General features: G+C 54.9%; 20 protein-coding genes and 1 tRNA gene. 9 read left to right on the plus strand and 12 right to left on the minus strand.

All coding sequences use genetic code 11. The features are described 5' to 3' along the window. Positions 1 to 3: 3 nt before the first annotated feature. Both CSTAT_RS00745 and CSTAT_RS00750 read right to left on the minus strand, forming a co-directional pair. Complete coding sequence (locus tag CSTAT_RS00745; protein WP_066792099.1) at positions 4 to 468, minus strand: FHA domain-containing protein FhaB/FipA; 465 nt, start codon at positions 466 to 468, stop codon at positions 4 to 6. 173 nt (positions 469 to 641) lie between these two features. Then, entirely contained in the window at positions 642 to 1505 is an 864-nt protein-coding gene (locus CSTAT_RS00750; RefSeq protein WP_066792101.1) for a DUF3662 and FHA domain-containing protein, read from the minus strand. A gap of 221 nt (positions 1506 to 1726) precedes the next feature. Between CSTAT_RS00750 and CSTAT_RS00755 the strand changes: the two genes are divergently transcribed. Next, positions 1727 to 1811, plus strand: a tRNA-Leu gene (locus tag CSTAT_RS00755). Positions 1812 to 1890: 79 nt separating this feature from the next. Here CSTAT_RS00755 and CSTAT_RS00760 read toward each other — a convergent pair. Genes CSTAT_RS00760 through CSTAT_RS00775 form a run of 5 tightly spaced genes read right to left on the minus strand, consistent with a single transcriptional unit; the run spans position 1891 to position 5416 of the window. Next, the gene (locus CSTAT_RS00760) at positions 1891 to 3027 is read right to left on the minus strand and encodes an ATP-binding cassette domain-containing protein (RefSeq protein WP_075722137.1); all 1137 of its coding nucleotides are present in this window, start codon (positions 3025 to 3027) and stop codon (positions 1891 to 1893) included. Continuing rightward, positions 3018 to 3497 (minus strand): energy-coupling factor transporter transmembrane protein EcfT, encoded by a 480-nt coding sequence (locus tag CSTAT_RS00765; RefSeq protein ID WP_244892864.1) that lies wholly within the window; start codon positions 3495 to 3497, stop codon positions 3018 to 3020. Before CSTAT_RS00765 ends, CSTAT_RS00760 begins: the two co-directional genes overlap by 10 nt. Next, positions 3491 to 3676 (minus strand): hypothetical protein, encoded by a 186-nt coding sequence (locus CSTAT_RS13720; RefSeq protein ID WP_244892865.1) that lies wholly within the window; start codon positions 3674 to 3676, stop codon positions 3491 to 3493. Before CSTAT_RS13720 ends, CSTAT_RS00765 begins: the two co-directional genes overlap by 7 nt. Then, positions 3676 to 4431 carry a glycosyl transferase family 9 gene (locus CSTAT_RS00770; RefSeq protein ID WP_075722138.1) on the minus strand — a complete coding sequence of 252 codons (756 nt, stop codon included), beginning with the start codon at positions 4429 to 4431 and terminating at the stop codon, positions 3676 to 3678. The genes CSTAT_RS13720 and CSTAT_RS00770 overlap by 1 nt, the downstream gene beginning before the upstream one ends. A gap of 46 nt (positions 4432 to 4477) precedes the next feature. After that, entirely contained in the window at positions 4478 to 5416 is a 939-nt protein-coding gene (locus tag CSTAT_RS00775) for a nucleoside hydrolase (RefSeq protein WP_075723750.1), read from the minus strand. Between the two features lie 365 nt (positions 5417 to 5781). Between CSTAT_RS00775 and CSTAT_RS00780 the strand changes: the two genes are divergently transcribed. The 4 genes from CSTAT_RS00780 to CSTAT_RS00795 all read left to right on the plus strand — a co-directional run bounded on the left by CSTAT_RS00780 (position 5782) and on the right by CSTAT_RS00795 (position 7688). Continuing rightward, a complete protein-coding gene (locus CSTAT_RS00780) occupies positions 5782 to 6060 on the plus strand; it encodes a hypothetical protein (protein ID WP_075722139.1) in 279 nt (92 codons plus the stop codon). 186 nt (positions 6061 to 6246) lie between these two features. Then, positions 6247 to 6678 (plus strand): hypothetical protein, encoded by a 432-nt coding sequence (locus tag CSTAT_RS13965; RefSeq protein WP_419186557.1) that lies wholly within the window; start codon positions 6247 to 6249, stop codon positions 6676 to 6678. A 103-nt stretch (positions 6679 to 6781) separates the two neighbouring features. After that, positions 6782 to 7318, plus strand: a complete 537-nt coding sequence (locus CSTAT_RS00790; protein ID WP_075722140.1) for a P-loop NTPase family protein — start codon at positions 6782 to 6784, stop codon at positions 7316 to 7318. 55 nt (positions 7319 to 7373) lie between these two features. Beyond that, positions 7374 to 7688, plus strand: coding sequence for a CHY zinc finger protein (locus CSTAT_RS00795; protein WP_075722141.1), 315 nt, complete (start codon positions 7374 to 7376; stop codon positions 7686 to 7688). On the opposite strand, the gene CSTAT_RS00800 is transcribed toward CSTAT_RS00795, so the two are convergent. Together CSTAT_RS00800 and CSTAT_RS00805 are read right to left on the minus strand one after the other, a co-directional pair. Further along, the gene (locus tag CSTAT_RS00800; protein WP_075722142.1) at positions 7685 to 8242 is read right to left on the minus strand and encodes a hypothetical protein; all 558 of its coding nucleotides are present in this window, start codon (positions 8240 to 8242) and stop codon (positions 7685 to 7687) included. The two genes, CSTAT_RS00795 and CSTAT_RS00800, sit on opposite strands and share 4 nt — an antisense overlap. A 38-nt stretch (positions 8243 to 8280) precedes the next feature. Continuing rightward, positions 8281 to 9624 (minus strand): M20/M25/M40 family metallo-hydrolase, encoded by a 1344-nt coding sequence (locus tag CSTAT_RS00805; protein WP_075722143.1) that lies wholly within the window; start codon positions 9622 to 9624, stop codon positions 8281 to 8283. Between the two features lie 176 nt (positions 9625 to 9800). Here CSTAT_RS00805 and bioB point away from each other — a divergent pair, with 176 nt between their 5' ends. From bioB to CSTAT_RS00820, 3 genes are read left to right on the plus strand one after another with little or no spacing between them, the layout of a single operon-like run. Beyond that, positions 9801 to 10781 (plus strand): biotin synthase BioB, encoded by a 981-nt coding sequence (gene bioB, locus CSTAT_RS00810; protein WP_066792114.1) that lies wholly within the window; start codon positions 9801 to 9803, stop codon positions 10779 to 10781. Further along, the gene (bsaP, locus tag CSTAT_RS00815) at positions 10781 to 11044 is read left to right on the plus strand and encodes a biotin synthase auxiliary protein BsaP (protein ID WP_066792115.1); all 264 of its coding nucleotides are present in this window, start codon (positions 10781 to 10783) and stop codon (positions 11042 to 11044) included. The genes bioB and bsaP overlap by 1 nt, the downstream gene beginning before the upstream one ends. A gap of 9 nt (positions 11045 to 11053) precedes the next feature. Then, positions 11054 to 11989 carry a Sir2 family NAD-dependent protein deacetylase gene (locus CSTAT_RS00820; RefSeq protein WP_075722144.1) on the plus strand — a complete coding sequence of 312 codons (936 nt, stop codon included), beginning with the start codon at positions 11054 to 11056 and terminating at the stop codon, positions 11987 to 11989. An 8-nt stretch (positions 11990 to 11997) separates the two neighbouring features. Here CSTAT_RS00820 and CSTAT_RS00825 read toward each other — a convergent pair whose 3' ends face one another. The 3 genes from CSTAT_RS00825 to CSTAT_RS00835 all read right to left on the minus strand — a co-directional run bounded on the left by CSTAT_RS00825 (position 11998) and on the right by CSTAT_RS00835 (position 16186). Then, positions 11998 to 13146 (minus strand): esterase/lipase family protein, encoded by a 1149-nt coding sequence (locus tag CSTAT_RS00825; protein ID WP_211273020.1) that lies wholly within the window; start codon positions 13144 to 13146, stop codon positions 11998 to 12000. A 335-nt stretch (positions 13147 to 13481) separates the two neighbouring features. Continuing rightward, entirely contained in the window at positions 13482 to 14507 is a 1026-nt protein-coding gene (locus CSTAT_RS00830; RefSeq protein WP_244892867.1) for a tellurite resistance/C4-dicarboxylate transporter family protein, read from the minus strand. A gap of 77 nt (positions 14508 to 14584) precedes the next feature. Continuing rightward, positions 14585 to 16186 (minus strand): SLC13 family permease, encoded by a 1602-nt coding sequence (locus tag CSTAT_RS00835; RefSeq protein ID WP_075723752.1) that lies wholly within the window; start codon positions 16184 to 16186, stop codon positions 14585 to 14587. A gap of 127 nt (positions 16187 to 16313) precedes the next feature. Between CSTAT_RS00835 and CSTAT_RS00840 the strand changes: the two genes are divergently transcribed. After that, positions 16314 to 17210 (plus strand): LysR family transcriptional regulator, encoded by an 897-nt coding sequence (locus tag CSTAT_RS00840; protein ID WP_075722146.1) that lies wholly within the window; start codon positions 16314 to 16316, stop codon positions 17208 to 17210. The last annotated feature ends 8 nt before the right edge of the window (positions 17211 to 17218 follow it).

The following is a 17218-nucleotide window of genomic DNA, read 5'->3' on the forward strand; positions in this document are numbered from 1 at the left end:
TACTTATGCCACCAGCCTTACAGTAGAGCGCCCCATCTTGATATCGGTATTGACACCTACCTGCTCAGGCTGATCGATACGATTACCGGCCACAAAAGTGCCGTTACGGGATTCCAAATCTTCCACAAACCACTGGCTGCCGCGCCGGAATAACCGCGCATGGCGTGACGACGCGTAATCATCACCTAAGACGAAATCACAGTCCTGGGCGCGGCCCAAAGTAAAATCTTCCAGACCGGACAAAGCCATGTGAGAGCCAGCTAGAGGCCCATCAATGATCTTTATTTCGCGCGGAGCGATGGCACGTCCTTTAACACGTGGCGCTGCAACTGGGCCGGCCTTGACTGCTTGGTAGGACCCGGCTGCTTTGTTGGCGTCACGACGCATTGCGTTTAGGGCCACCAGAATAAACAGCCACAGGAGAATCAGCAGTCCGATTCTCAGTCCGGACATAATGACTGAATCCATGGGGACCTCCTCATTAAAACGTATGAAACCAGCTTAGTCAGGCACGCCCTGTAATTCAGTAGTGCTGGCACTAGTTCTGTAGCGCAAAAGCATAACCGGTTTCAATTTACGGGAAAAATATAAAAGCTCGCTGTGACGAAGATTTTCACCAGTATGCGAGCTATGAAAAATCACTAGCTTTCTAAGCCGGTGATACGAACCTCAATTTGGGAATGGCCCATCGTGATGATGTCGCCGTCTGCAAGCAGCCAATTTTCAATAGGCGTTTCATTAACGGTGGTGCCGTTGGTGGACTGCAGGTCTGTGAGTACCGCATCCTGGCCGTCCCAGGTAATTTCCGCGTGCTGGCGAGAGACTCCCGTATCTGGCAGGCGCAGGTGCGCATCATTGCTGCGTCCGATGATATTGGAGCCTTCTTGGACGTGGTAGGTCCGCGATGACCCATCTTGCAAAAGCAGGTTAACCGCAGGGCCGTGGGGGATATTCTGTTCTTCAGAGGCTTCCTGGCGTACGAATGAGGTAGTTGCTGCTTCCTCAGCCGGATAATTGGAATCTGGGGTAGTCATGGAATTCTCCTGAGATTGGGAGGCTGAAGATTGTTCATCTTCGTCCTCGTGGGCATCGTGGAAAATCGCGTCAAAGCCCGTGTCCACTCCTGGTTCCTGATTGATAAAGGAAGACACGCGAAGCTGGCCGGTGCGAAGTGATGATTCCTCACCAATGCGCACGACAATAGGGCCAGCGAGTTGCCAGCCATTGTTGCGGATAAATCGCGAGATTTGATCTGCCAAGCCAGCCGGGGTTGAGCGATTGCGTGACAGGTTTTCTACATCCTTGGAGCTCACGCCGACTGAGTAGACGTTCGGGCAGTACAGCAGCTCGTCATCTCCGTGCTGAACATTATCCAGCGCTTCTTGTTTGAGTAGTTCTTCAATTTCTTCGGGAACAACTTTGCCACCAAAGACGAACGCCATGCCGTTATCGAGGCCCCGCTGCATGGCCGAATCTAAACGAGCTAGTTTTTCTAATAGTTCCATGGGTGCGGCGCCTCCTTTCTGACTGCGATTTGAATGAAACCTTCTTTATTATAGGCAACCATAGACCGAAACTAGTAGCTCGCGCGCACTAACAGGCAAGTTTTCTAGGCAAAACCCCAGTTAGTTTTTCTATATTGAACTGCCGTTTTGGCATCAGTGCGATCTCTCATGCTATTGTTGTCTAGTCGGTGTGAGACCTAAGGTTTCATGTTTACCACCCAGCCCGGGTGGCGGAATTGGCAGACGCGCTGGCTTCAGGTGCCAGTGTCCTTATAGGACGTGTGGGTTCAAGTCCCACTCCGGGCACAAAATTTTTCCTCCGAAACATTTTCTCTGATTATGTTTCGGAGCTTTTGTGTTCGGTGCGTACGGGATGCGGATGCGCTTATATGGATGAACTTACCTGCTCGGCCCCATCGCCAAGCTGGAAGATTTCAACGTGGGCATAGCCACGTACTTCTTCGATGAAGTTCTCATCATGACAGGCCAGCACAATGCTTCCTCCGCGGTGCAGATGGGACGCGAAACCTTCGTGCAACATGGTCCGGCCAGCGATATCTAGTCCCACATCCGGCTCATCAGCGCATAAAACATCCACGTGCTCTCCATTGCCAGCACCGATAACTGAGGCAAACTGCGCTAACCGCAGTTCACGTTGTGACAGATCTTCAGGATGTTCTTCGCTGCCCAGATTAAATTGCGCACGTAATTGCGTATCCGGAACCATGTGATTCACGCGTGAATCAATAACCTGATCAATCGGATCCTGCAACATCAAACCGATTCTTTTGTCCCGTTCGACCAGTGCTTTCATCAACGTGGACTTGCCTGCGCCATTTGCTCCGCGCAACCACAACACACCGCCGCGCGGAATAGACAGCGATATGGGGCCAATGACGAAACGGTTCGCCTGAAATTTCCGAAACTGCCACCAGCGCCGTTTTCCTGCGCCCTGGCTGCCCACGAGATCTGGAAAATGCAGATAAGAATCATCGCCGTGATGGGACGAGGGCACCTTTTTCGGCAGCTGCAGGAGTGCTTCTTCTCCTAGTAATTCCGCATCCACATCGGGGTCCATGTCGGACAACCAGGCGTGATGCCCAGCGACCACCACGTCAGCATCGAGGTTGTGCAGAACGTGTGCCAGCTGTTGGCGGGAGGCCGGGTCGAGGCCGGCGAAGGGGTCATCGAGAAGCACCAGCGGCGCATCCAGGATTAACACCGTGCCTATTGCCACCCGCCGAGTTTGCCCACCGGAGAGCTGATTTGGGGCGCGATCCAAAAGTTCCTGCAGATCGAGAGCCCCCGCAATCCTCTCGATGCGCTGACGCATCTCATCTAGTGCAACCCCGCGCTGTTCAAGGCCAAAAGCTAATTCTTCTTCCACCGTGGTGCGTAAATACGTAATGTGCGCCCGCGGGTTAGAAGTCAGCATGACCGCGACGGGAGTGTTTTCATACAAGTCGGTGAGATACTTAGTCAGCCCGGAACCAGAGGGGCCAACCAGCTGCTTTATAGCCACACAACCACCACCAATGCAGCAATCGGCATCAACCAGCGCAGGACTTTTTGTGTGGTTGTATCGGCTACCGGGTTTAATACCGTGCGCTGACCGGTGCGCTCCAATCCGGATACTTCTAGTGGGATGGCGCGCGAGGCTCCTTGCGATAGCAGACGCGTAATCAGCGGTAAGACCACAAACTTAACGGTCTTTGAAAGGCCACGGGTGCTGTGCTGGCGTGGGCTGTGTGCGCGCAAATGATTGGCATATCGCACCGAGCCTAAGGTGTCACGACCTTGCGGAAGCAACTGCACGGCGGAGCCTACGATATAGGCCACCCGCGGCATATGACTGAGTGATTTCACCAAATCTGCAATGGTTACGGCGCTAGCCGCTGTCAAAAATGCTGACATCAAAGCGATGAAGCGAACACTTAAATCCAGGGCCGTCGACCAGTCATTTCTGCCGAAGGGAATGTGGATAATCAGCAAGGATAGGCTAACCGGATGCTTAAGGCGACGGTAGTTGCCAGGACGGAGAAATTACGCAGGCGCACAAGCGCAATAAGCTGCGCAATCACGGCAACGCTTGCGCTTAAAGCAAGTTCATTAAAACCCAGCACCACAATCCATGAGCTAGCCGCCGCAACAATCCAGGTCAGCGGATTCATTAGTGGCTATGTTCTGCTGTACGTGGGGCCAAAGCGCGCCGGGTCTTTTTCGGCAATGCGGCAACGACCGCAAACACAATCACCATGATAAGCCCCTTATCCAACGGATCGGAGATAAAGGACTGCAGGGTAACAGAGCCTAGAAGCGAGTTGCCCATTTCGCGGAAGAGGCTGACTAAAGCGCCAGTGCCGACACCAGCGGTGCCGCCATAGACGAAGGCCGCCACAGGTGCGGCGATGGCACCGGTGATAAGACCGAGCACCGCGCCAGAAACAAATGCCAAGAAAATATTGCGGAAAGCGCCCTTGTTAATGGCCACACCAGCCAACCAGCCGGTTAACGCAGAACCAGCTGCGAAAGGTAGCGCTAGGGGATTAAATAGTGCCCACACCACGGAGCTTAAAGCACCGGTTGCTAAACCAGCACGTGGGCCGGCAAGGGCGGCAACCAGGACGGTACCCACGGCGTCCAAGTAAAGCGGGATACCAATGGAGCCGACGATTTGTCCGATAAGAATGTTCAGGATCAATGCCACTGGAATGATCGCCACGGTGCGTGCCGGCAGCGTGGGCAAAACACCGGCGAGCAGCGCTAAAGTACCGCCGACATAGCCGATGAGAGTAATCAGGGCTTCGGTTGACCCGCCGACTGATTCCCAATCAGTGGGGCGAACTAAGACGAGATAGAGCCAGGTCGCGGCGATAAGCGCGCCACCCACGGCGACTAAAACCTTGTGCGTTGATTTTTGTGACATGCGGAAAATCCCCTAGAGATCATAAAACAGCTGAATTATCCGCATCCTATGTCACCTCGGATGCGAACCGATTCAAAAGTATAGCGGCCCGCAAGAGTTCTGCGTGAGCGGCGTCGACATCAACATCATCCACCAACAAAGCGTTCGCCTTGCGGCCCCAGTGCCCGCGTAAATCTGCAACCGTGGTCCCGCGCATTAATTCAGAATCAGCTTCCACATCCACGGTTACTTTCCGTGTGCTAAAATGTATCTTGCCCAGCGCGATCATCACGGTAAGTAAATCATGAATCTGCGCTAAGTAGCTTTCGCCTTGACTGTCGTGAAATTCGAAATAAAATCGCAGCATCTCCGGTAGGTAGGCGGCGATGGGGGTAGTACCGAGGGCATCGATAAGCGTATTCAGCGTTTGCGGATTAATGGTAAACCGCTCTGTCACGCCTAAAGAACACACCGTGATTGGGTCCTTAGCCTGCGCGAAGGCTTGTTTTGCACCGTGCGGATCCACCCAGGTATTCCATTCAGCAGTCGGTGTGGTGTTGCCCGGGTATAAGTAGGATCCACCCATCAGCGTGGTGTTTCGAACTGCTCCAAAAGTAGCCAGGTTGGTGGCTGGGCCTGTCACAATCAACCGAAGATCGGCATACTGGGCAATCGCATTGCGCCATACATCCTGCCAACTATCCTGGCTTATGTCCTGGGCGCCGGGGTTGATATAACCCAGACCGAACTCCCCGTGAGTTTCCGGGGTGGTGGTCAACGGCACCTGCAAAGGTCCTGGCTGACCAGCTGAAACGGGGATGTGCCCAAGCCCGCATTTATCAAGTACCCAGCGGGTATTGATGGCGGTTTGTGTGATATCCACATTTCCTGCGGTGGTGGTTGCCCCGACAAGCTCAACCTCGCCTTCGTGATGCAAAGCTGCCAGGTACATCAGTGCTAATGCATCGTCAATGCCGGTGTCACAATCAATAAGAACAGGAATCATAGAGATCAAGTCTAAGGAAAGGGCTGCAGTAGTGGTTTTCTTGGTGCTTTTCAGCTTGGAGCACAGCATCCGATGTCCGCGTGGAATGTGTGATGCGCAGAAACAAAGCGATAATGGGCAATTTGCCAGCAGTGACAAACCACCTGCTGACATGAAAGGCGTGGTCAGACCTTCCATCGGTGGTAACAAAGACTTGTATGCCAAGACGGTGCCAAAGCTTTTCCATATCCCCTGAATTTCGGCGACGTTATTTCCACGGCTAAATCCAGCCTATGAATCGCAACCAGCCACTCCCACTAAGAAAAGCTACAGGTGCGAAGCGTCCCAGGTTTTGTTCCTTCTGAGTAGATCGGAAAATCTGAAGTATGCCAAAGAAATTTGGCCGGAATGCTAAGGGCCGTGTGGCCTGCCTGGTAGAGGATCGTTTTTTGCCCGAAAACCTGTCGATGAGGAAGCATGTCAGGCAATTGATGCAGCAGGTTCGGCGCGACGGTTACACTCGCGAACACTTAGTTGCTGAAGTTGCCAAGCTGAGCCGTGTAAATCAAGAGTTGCGCGATACCAACGAATTGCCCAGGGCGACACCGGCTTTTTCGCATCGGAACTCGCCCCGAAGCGTCGAAAATGATCTGGTTCATCGATGAACACCGGGATCGTTTCTCAATCGAGTTCGCATGTGAGACGTTAAACACCCACCGTACTGGCGGTTTTGTAACCCCGTGGCTATCGCCAGTCCAAGCCTCGTGGACTTAGCTCGCGTCGTTTGCACGACGGTTGCTTTGGCAGAACGCATCCGCAAGGTCCACACTAAAAATTGCAGTGTTTATGGAGTGCGAAAGAAGTGGCACGCTCTTGCTCGTCAGGGGATTGATATCGGCTGGGAGCAAAGCGCTCGTTTGATGAGAATCGCTAAAGTCGCTGTTAAGCCCAAAGGCGGATCGCCGATAACAACCGATAAACCCACAGGTCCGGATAATCGTGCGAACCTGAAAAGGATTTGTGTACACCGCTTTTATCGCCGATGTGTTCTCCCGCCGCAATGTCGGCTGTGCCTTGTCGGATTCGATGCCGCCCGAGGCGTTGCCGTTGCAAGTACTGAACCAAGCGTCTTGCTGAGCATAAAATCGCTGCTTCCACTGAAGCGGTGGATGATTCCCATGGCAATGTACTGGCGGAAAACGTCAACAGCTCGTACAAAAATGAGCTCATCCATACCAGGAGGTGGGATGATGCTGTTGACGTGGAAATTGCGACACAGCTGAGGGTGAATCAGTATTCTGCAAGAGCAGACCCGTTAAAGAAATAATAGAAATCAAGGCAACCGCCTAGGAAGAAAGCCCGGGGCACTTCAGTAGGCTCTTTTCAATGTCATCTGCCTTAACAATGGAAGTTTTAAATGCACGCCGAATAGTGATTCAAGGCGTGACCGGGGCCGGTAAATCTACGGCTGCGCGCACGTGGGCAGAGCTGAAAAATTTGCACGTCATCGACTATGACAACGACGTGTTGTGGATGCCCGCTTCAGAGTTACCGTGGACGACGTATTCGACTGAAAAGCAACGTGAACGGGTTTGCCGACATGTGGAAACTGGGGCGTGGGTCATGGCGTCGTGCGGCTCGAAAGTTGCCGATATTGTGTACCCCGAAACCGATGTCATTGTGTATCTGGATTACTCACCGCTGGTGACTTTCGCACAACTATTCAAGCGCACGATGTCACGGTCGTTACGCGGGGAGACCTGCTGCAATGGCAACAAGGAATCATTCCGGATGTCCTTACTGAGCAAAGACTCGATCTTTTTGTGGTGGTTGCAGACCTGGCGCGAGCGTCGGGAGCAAGCACGCATTATGGAAACTGATCCCAACATGCCGCCGGTTTATCGACTAACGCATCCGCGGTAATTCCACGCTCTCGTGCGCTACGCCGCAGACCTCAGCGCGGACTAAACTTGCGCCCATGCCCACAATTTACGGAGATACTCTCGACGATGCGGGTCGCTGCACGCATTACCACTCTGAGAAAGACGTGATTGCCAATAAGTGCGCGACCTGCAATAAGTACTGGGCATGCTACGAATGCCATGCTGCAGCAACTGACCATAGCTTCGGGGCGATGGATCTGAAATCCCGCGCAGTGCTGTGCGGTGCATGCGGCCATGAGATGACCTTTGCTGACTACATCGGAAATACCAATACCTGCCCGCAGTGCGAACAGGTATTTAATCCGGGGTGCTCACTACACCGCCATATCTACTTTCAAGTCCCAGATTAGAACGACGAGCCAGGGATATTGGCAGAGACTTCCTTGAAGGTGTTGGATGCGATCTTCGCTGCATCTGGAATGCGGAAGGTAGCGATATTGGCTACAGGGACATCCACGGTGGGCATACCTGGCTGAACGAGGACAGGAATTACCTGTGCACCAGTGTTTTTAGTGCCAGAGTTCTTGGTTCCAGAGTTAGTTTTGCCGGAGTTGTTGTTCTGGTTCCCAGAATTGTTGTTGCCACCGGTGTTTCCGCCAGTATTACCGCCGCCGTTGAGGTTGCAACGCGCAATTGCTTCATCCATGCGGCCGATCGCTTCGCGGACCTCGCCGCCGCGTGGGTGGACCGTGGCGACGGCAAGAGCCTGACGCTTCTTGGAGTTGTAGTCAGAAGCGTTGGTGTACTGGGACTTTGCTTGGGAACAAGAGATTTGGCCAGAGGGCATCTTTGCCAACATGTCATCGACAACATCGGCAGATGCGATGGCTGGGCTGGCAAGGGTGGCGGTTAGGGCAGTGGCGGCTGCAATCAGCCCGGTCTTCGCGGAAGTCAGTTTCGGCATAAGCGCATTATGTCACACCTGCAACATTCGTGAAACCCCTAGCGAAGCCCCAAGAATTTGTGAACCAGTGAGTCATAGGCGCGCACGGTCAATTCTAGGTCCTCTAGGTAGAGGTGCTCATCGTGGCTGTGCAACTGGGAGTTGGCGCTGGCCATGTCGCGGTCGCGGGCATGCATCGCAAAGCCATAAGCGCGGCCACCGTTATCGCCCTCTAGGCGGCGTGCAAAACGTAAGTCCGAACCGCCCGTTGCGTGTACTGGAACTACGGCCGCATCGGGGAAGAACTCCTGGGTGGTGCTGACAATCGCGTCCCACAGGGGGCCATCGGCAGGCGAATGCGTTGCGGGTTCGGTAATAAGGTGCTCGATTTCTACCTCGTCAGCCAAATCACCTAAAGCAGTGCGCAGGAAATCATCTAGGTCTTCCTGGGTTTGGCCGGGGAATGGACGAATGTCCATTTCCAGCCAAGCATGCGATGGCAGCACATTAATTGCGCCACCGGCGCGCAGGACCGTCTGCGCGATGGTGGTGTGGGAAAACGCATGCGCATAAGCAGACAGCGCGCCGAACTTTTCATAATCGGCGTCGGTGGCGGTGCCATCGATAAGCACTTGCTGCGTTGCCTCATCAAATTTGAAAGCCCGAACGAAACCTTCCCACGTCTCATTCGACACCGCCGGTGGCTGCGCGGCGGCAATCCGGCGTGCAACCTCTGCTATCTTGACCACCGCGAAGTCCTTGCCAAACGGCGTGGAACCATGCCCGGCATCGCCGTGAATGTGAATGCGGCGCTGGCCAGCACCCTTTTCACCGGCATTAAAACCAATCGCATCACTGCCATCTAATACCGGCAAGTGCGAACCGCCGGTCTCCGATAAGCAATTGCGCCAGGAAAATGCCTCGGGCTGATTCTCCGAAATCCACTTCGCGCCCAACCCGCCGCGGGCTTCTTCATCCGCGAGACCCACAAAGGTCAACGTGCCTTTCGGGTGTGGGCCCTGCGCAATCTTGCGGGTTACCGCTGCCTGGCTGGCGGTAATAAACAACATGTCTACTGCGCCGCGGCCGTATAACTTGCCATCTTCAATCAATGCATCAAATGGCGGCTTAGTCCACTTCGGCTCATCCACCGGCACCACATCAATATGGCCTAAAAGCGTTAACGGCTCAGCCTGCGGATCGGAACCATCCACCGTAAACGCCACCGATACTCGGCCTGGATGCGGCTCAAACTTTTGCACCTTGACGTCAGTGCCCTCAAAGAACTTCTCTAACGTTGCCGCATTTCGGTATTCCTCACCCGAATCCGCGGTTAAATCATTCACGCACGCATTGCGGATAAGTTCCTGCAGCAAATCCAAAGTGTCATCATAAAGGCTCATAACCTGCCATTGTAGTGCGGTGATGCCGTGTAGGCAGAGGCCGTGGCTCTTTCTAGTCTGCCACTGGGCGGTTAATGGTCCTCCTGGAACAGAAATTACCCTACAATGAGGGAATTAAACAGCGTTTAAACCCGTTTATTGAACAGCGTTTAATTGATGGTTTATGCTGCTGTGTCATGACTATCATTGACGTCGCACGCGACAAGGCACTCGAATTAGGCCAGGGACTAAACAAAGAAGAGCTCGTCGAGGTTCTCAACAGCGATGACTCGCAGCTGGAAGAACTGGCGGATATTGCGCACCAAACGCGTCTGAAGTGGTGTGGGCCGGCAGTGGAGGTCGAAGGAATCATCTCCATCAAGACCGGTGGCTGCCCAGAAGACTGCCACTTTTGCTCGCAGTCGGGGCTGTTCCAGTCGCCGGTGCGCTCGATTCGCTTGGATATCGCGGAGCTGGTGGAAGCGGCCAAGAAGACGCAAAAATCCGGTGCGACAGAGTTCTGCATCGTCGCCGCGGTGAAATCCCCAGACCAGCGGCTGTTGGACCAGGTCGCGGTGGCGATCCAGGCCATTGAGCGTGAGGTCGACATTGATATTTCCTGTTCTTTGGGTACGTTGACCGCCGATCAGGCGCAGCAGCTGCGCGAGATGGGTGTGAAGCGCTACAACCACAACCTGGAAACTGCGCGCAGCTTCTTCCCGCAGGTAGTGACCACTCACACCTGGGAGGAGCGCAAGAACACGCTGGATCTGGTGCGTGGCGTGGGCATGGAAGTGTGCTCCGGCGGCATCATCGGCATGGGCGAATCCCTGGAACAGCGCGCGGAATTCGCAGTGCAGCTGGCAGAGATTTCCCCGTGCGAGGTGCCGATGAACTTCCTGGACCCGCGTCCGGGTACGCCTTTCGCCAACCGTCCATTGGTTCCAATGGGTGATGCTTTGCGCGCGGTCGCAGCATTTCGCTTGGCGATGCCTTCAACCACCCTGCGCTTTGCCGGCGGCCGCGAACTTTCCCTGGGCGATGACGGTACAGAAAAGGGCCTGCTGTCTGGTATCAACGCGATCATCGCAGGTAACTACCTGACCACACTCGGCCAGGAGATTGAAAAGGACATTGACATGCTTGGGCGCATCGATCTGCCTATTAAGGCGCTGTGATGCCGCCACGAGAAGCCACGTGGCCGCCGCAGCTGGGTGAATTGGCCGCGGCGGTTGCAGCCGGTGAAGCGCCGCTCTTTCATCCTAATACTGGCCAAGAACTAGCTACAGAGGCCGAGATTTCCCTACACGCTGCCGCGGCCGCCGGACTGGATGTTCCGCGGTATTGCCAACTGTGCGGGCGACGCATGGTGGTACAAGTTCGCCCCGACGGCTGGCTGGCGCACTGCTCCCGTCATGGAGATTTGGACTCCGAGCATTAAGCTGACTCCATGGCTTTCCATGATGAAGCAGTAGAACTCGCTCACCGCTCCGCATTGCGCTCCATTGCGCGGGTGGTCAGCGATACTGCCGTGCCGACGCCGCCGGAGAAGGCGCTGGGGGACATCGTCAAGCAACTGCGTAACGGACCCGCCGCCGTGCTGACGGGAGCTGGTGTCTCCACCGATTCTGGTATCCCGGATTACCGCGGTCCGCAAGGCTCTTTGTCGCGGCATCGGCCGATGACCTACCAAGAATTCCGCTATGACCCTGCGGCCTCACACCGCTACTGGGCGCGCAGTTTCGTCGGTTGGCGGGTAATGAATCGGGCGCGTCCCAACCGCACGCACTTTGCGCTGGTGGAACTAGAGCGCGCCGGGCTGATTAATGGCGTTATTACGCAAAATGTTGACGGACTGCATAAGGCCGCGGGCACGCACACGCTGGTGCCGCTGCACGGCGATATGGAAACGGTGCTGTGCCTGGAATGCGGCAATATCGAAGACCGCACGGAATTTGATGTCCGCCTGGGCGCGCTGAATCCGGGCTACGTGGAATCGCTGATTGTCAGCGCCGATATGGTCAACCCGGATGGCGATGTCACCCTCGATATGGAAGCGATTGCGCGTTTTCAGATGGTCGGATGCACGCGCTGTGGTTCCAAGCTGTTGAAACCCGATGTGGTCTACTTCGGCGAATCGGTGCCGAGTAAACGCAAGGAGGCCGCATATTCGCTTATCGATGCCTCCTCGTCCCTCCTTGTCGCCGGCTCCTCCCTGGCGGTGATGAGCGGGATGAGATTCGTTTTAGAAGCCCGGAAACAAAATAAACCTGTTGCCATTATCAACGGCGGGCCAGGCCGTGCAGATACCCGCGCGACGACCTTGTGGCGCACCCAAGTTGGCCCTGCCTTTGACGAACTCTTAGACGCTTTGGATCTGTCTTAATGTGATGCCTACATGGGGCCAATCTGGCGCAGAATAGTCCGGGCGATGACGCGTACGCGTTTATCCACCGGCAAATCGTGGTGTAGGACGACTGCGCGGCGGTCGAAGTCTTGGACGTAGATATTGCGCACCGTGCCGTCTTTAACCTTGTCTGGTGCCAGGAAACATGATTCTGGTGGCACCACCACGGCATCCGAGCGGGTGACGATGTTGGTGTAGGTAACACCCTCTTCTAAGTCACCATCCCGGTTGACTTTATCAAGGATGTCGCTGCCGACGATTTGTTGCGCGCCAGCTGGACCAAAGTAGGCATCGATGACCGATTGCATGACGCCATCGGCCCGGCGGCTTGTCACCAGCGGGGAAAGGATTCCACCTTGGGTGGTGCCGTGATTCGGCGTGCCGATGCACACCAGGTGCTTGACGTACTTCGCCCCACCCAACAGGCGCATCCAATAGCGCGCGACCAGCCCGCCTTGGGAATGGCCCATGATGATGACTTTTTCAGCCCCGGTGGTATGCATAACCGCTTGAATATAGGCGCCAACCTGCGCCGCTGAATTCGGAATCAGGCCTGTGGCGCGTGTGCCATAATCGGGTGCGAATACGGCCCAGCCGTCCTCGCGGAGGTCAGCTCCTAAAAGCTGCCAGATACCCTTGGAATCACAGGTGCCGTGCAGCAAGATTACGGGCCAGGGACGCTGCGTGGATAAAGTTGCTGTCCAATCATCTTCGAAGATGCCGCGGGGTTTTAGCCGTGCGCCCAGTGGTAGCGACGATACCGTGCTGCCAGAGCCAGCCTGCTCCATTCCTTCATTACTGGTGGTAACTTCCGCACGAGTGGTGGTTGTGTTGTGCTCCTCGCCGGTGGTGTCAAAGCTTGCCTGCTGTGAGGGATTAGAGTGCAGCCGCGCGGCAATCTCCGTGGCGACTTCGTCGCGTAAAGACACCGCGGGTGCGGTATCCGATACGCCGACCCGCCGCGGGTCATTGCGCCATTCACGAAGCCCCGATATGGCATTTTCAATGGGCGCTAATGGTCTTGGTGCACTTTCTTCCTCACTGCTAATAGGCGTGAGGAAACTTTTCAGGTGCTCGGAAATGACAGCGCGTAATTCGGCTAATGAATCTTGAGCGGGCAAAAGGCAGCCTCCCATTCATGGTGCTGCACTTCATTCTAACTATCTTCGTCGGAGTGCATTGTTTAGTGATTGATTGTGATAGTTTTATCGTCCAGAATGTGTTTAGGCAAGCCTTTCCACATTAAATTCAGAAGTATTTTCAAACCTCCGACCTGCATAAATGAGAATAAACTCCCCATATCAATAAAAAGTTTGAGAAAAGGGGTTGACGATACCTCACGATGATGTAAAGTTAGCCTTGCCTAATCACGGGCGGCACGATGTAGGAGATGCGCTCCACACCCTGCATTGTGTCGGAGATTAGTCATGGGGAGAAGGGCCCGTCAGTGCGCAGCTGGCGGGCCCTTCATTTAATTTCTGCTCTTCAAGAATCCCAGCAGGATATGGCGCAGCATGGCGATGAAAACAACTCCCCACACGGCAACCGCAATCCATAGTGCAACTTCTCCGAAGGCTTCGACCACCGGCAGGTTATCCACGCGGCCTAAGGTAATCGAAGCGACGGAGAACATGCCGATGGGAAAGACCATAGACCACAGGGTCGGGGTGTACTTGAGAGGAATCTTGTGCACGAAATGCCGCCACACGCCGGCGCCGATGAGCACGGGAATCAGCCACAGACAGAAGCTCCAGAACACGGCGATGGTGCTTTCGATGAGCGCGCGCGTGGCATCGACCATCGGGCTGGATTCAATATTGACCACATTGGTTCCCGCGACTACCGCGATGGCCAGCGCACCCATGGCTACCCAATAGGGTGGTTCAAATTCTTTGGCGCTAATTCCGTAGTGAATAATCCGCAGCAGCACCAAAATCGCCATGCAACCATACAGTGCTACTCCCACCGACCAGGATAGGACGGTCAGAAGGCCCAGCCATCTTTCATCGCCAGGCAAAAAGGGCTGTGCATTCGCGAGCCCGAGTGCCACAGATTGACTCGCCACGGCCCAAATAAACCAGGTGCCGTTGGTACGCGACAGAATCGGTTTGCCGTCGCGGGTCATAAAGACCTGCCAAGGCAAAAGGTACCCAAAAATAAACCACAAGATAGCAGCAAAAATTACCAGCGGAACGGCCAGCCGATAATGACCAGAATGCAAATGGCGCACGGCTAAAACGCCGGAGCCAGCCACAACGGTGAAATAAGCAAAAGCCAGTTCCGGGCCGCGCAGGTCGTGCAGCATTGCTTGTCGATGCGAAATTGCCCGCCACACATATAACACCCACAACACCACATAAGACACCGCGGCGATCCACAGCAGCGCGGTCGAAAGCGCCTCAAAACCTACTAAATACAGGCCGACGGAAACTATTCCTGTTGCCATGACTAGCGCGAAATAACCAGGTGATAACCGCTCTAAAGAATCAGAAAACACGCCCCTAAATCCTGTTAAAGATTCTTTTGGGGCGTGTTCCTGCAACTGCTCATTCATGTTGCTTACATTAGCGGTTTCTAGCCAATACCCACCAAGGTTGCAACGGTTGGAAGGAAGAAGATGATCAGCGCGCCGCCGATGATGTCGAAGCTGATGCCGGTGCGAATCATGCGCGCGATGGAAACACAGCCGGAGCCATAAACAATGGCATTTTGTGGCGTGGAAATCGGAAGCATGAAACCAAAGGATGCGCCGAAGGTAGCGGCCATCGCCGGGATGACGGGGTCTACTCCTGCGGCCATGGCGAGTGGAACCACAATCGGCACGGTCACAGCCGCTGCAGCAGTATTACTGGTGGTCTCCGAGATGAGGATGGCCAGCAGCACCGCCATCGCGGTAATGACAAGTGCGCTAGATACGCCCAACATGTTGTTGAGGCCAGAACCGATGGTTTCCGCCAGACCGGAGCTGCCCAGCATGGCACCGAAGATCATGCCGCAGCCGAACAAGATGATGGTGCCCCAGTCAATCTTGGCAGCATCTGACCAATCCAAGGTGTACTGCAACTTCTTGGATTCAACAGGCAGGATAAACAGCAGTACTGCGCCCATGACGGCAACGATTCCTTCGTTCAGGCGTTCATCGACAAGCTCATAAATAGCGGAATCGGTACCAATGAACATGCCCAAAATCGCGGGAAAAATCCACAAGAACACGGTGATGGAGAAAGCAATGACCGTGTTGATTTCCGCACGGGACATCTTGCCCTGCCGCTCTTTATGCTTAGCGACGAATTCGGCCACGCCTTCAATGCGGCGGGTCTCTGGGCGGTTGACCAGGAACAAAATGACGCTTAAGGCCAGCATCATGCAAATGCAGATAGGAAGCGCGGTCATGACCCACTGGCCAAAGGAAATGCGTACGCCGGTGGCCTCTTCAATCAGCCCCCGGCCAATCAGGTTGGGTGGCGCGCCCACGGGGGTGAGCAAGCCGCCAATCGATGCGCCATAGGCGAGCATCAACATCAACGCGGCACCCACGCGCAGACGCAACGGATCGAAGTCTTCTTTAACAATGCCCTTATCCTGCATGAGCTGCGCAATGACAGTCAGAATGCCCAGTGCGGTAGGCAGCAACATGGCAACTGTGGCGGTGTTGGAGACAAATGCCGACAGCACACAGGTAATACCGCCAAAGGCCAAGATGATGCGCACGGTGGAATTGCCCACGCCAGGCAGGCCCAGCACGAAGTAGGCGAGTCTTTGCGCAACACCGTGCTTGAGCATCGCCTGAGCCAGGATGAATGCACCGATGAAGGTGAAAATCGTGGTGGAGCCGAACGGTGCGAGCACCTCTGCTGCCGGGGCAGTGCCGATAAGCACCATCGACCCAACGCCTAACAAAGCCGTCACTGGAATGGGCAGGGACTCACACAACCACAACAAAATGACGCCGATCAAAACCGCAGCGACTTTCTGCTGGGTGGGTTCCATGTCATTGGGAACCCACAGCATGAACAGAAAACCCAGTGGGGCGAGAATAAATCCTGAGACCCGTCGAATAGTTTCAAACTTTTCTTCCGCAGGCGATAATCGTTGCTGCTCTAGGCTGCGGTAAGTTCCTCCGCTGAGCAGAACTTCCGTCACATTCGTGCGGATTGACCGCGTGCTGGCGGTCATTGTGTTGTTGGGCATTTTCATGCCTCCCTCCTGATAGTTGCTAGTATCAGCATGGGATGTGATGCGTATTACGTCCAAGACAAATTTTCACTACCACACATAGGGCATGCCTATGTTAGGAGGATGCGTGGACATTCGGCAATTGACGTACTTTCTCGGAATTATTGATTATGGGGGATTTGGCAAAGCGGCAGAAGCTTTGCACGTTGCTCAGCCGTCGCTATCGCAATCCATTCGCGTCCTCGAGCGCCGCTTGGGAGTAGAGCTGTTTCATCGCACCGGCCGCGGTGCTGAATTAACCAGCGCGGGCGAAAGGTTAGTTCTGCCCGCACGCCAGGTGCTGCGCGACTTAGATGCCGCACGTCGCGCAGTATCTTCGGTGCGTGATCTGGAATCCGGCACGGTCAATGTCATTGCTATGCCCAGTCCCGGCGTCGAGCCTCTGACCGGGCTGATAAAGGCATTCCACGCGCGCTATCCCGGCATGATGGTCAACGTCGAAGGTTCTTTTACTCCCGCAGAGACCGTCGAAGCCATCCGTTCCGGCACTGCAGAAATTGGCCTGCTTGGCTCCTCGGGCCAGCCGCATACTGCGGATTTAGATGTGTGCCAGTTGGAATCGCAGCCTTTAGTGTTGATTTCTCCACCAGGTACGGAAGCTGATTCGGACACCATTGAGCGCCAGCACCTTGATGGATTGCGGTTTGTTATTTCCCAGCGCGGATCACTGATGCGGCAATTGATTGATAGTGCGTTGGTGCATGATTCATCGACAAGCGTCATTGCGGAAATGGCACACCGAACCTCCCTGCTGCCCTTGGTGTGTGCAGGCGTCGGGCACACAGTCATGCCGGATTCGTGGCGCGATATTGCTGCCAGCAGTGGGTGCGTGGTGCGCCGAATCGTTCCCGAAGTGCACCTGGATATCTTCGTAGTCAGCCGTAAAGGCGAGCTCAGTCCCGGCGCTGAGGCATTGATGTCTTTGATTCACAGCCGAGCGTTGGGGCTTGATTTCAGCACATAGTAAAAACC

The sequence above is a fragment of the Corynebacterium stationis genome (assembly GCF_001941345.1).
Classification (GTDB): domain Bacteria; phylum Actinomycetota; class Actinomycetes; order Mycobacteriales; family Mycobacteriaceae; genus Corynebacterium; species Corynebacterium stationis.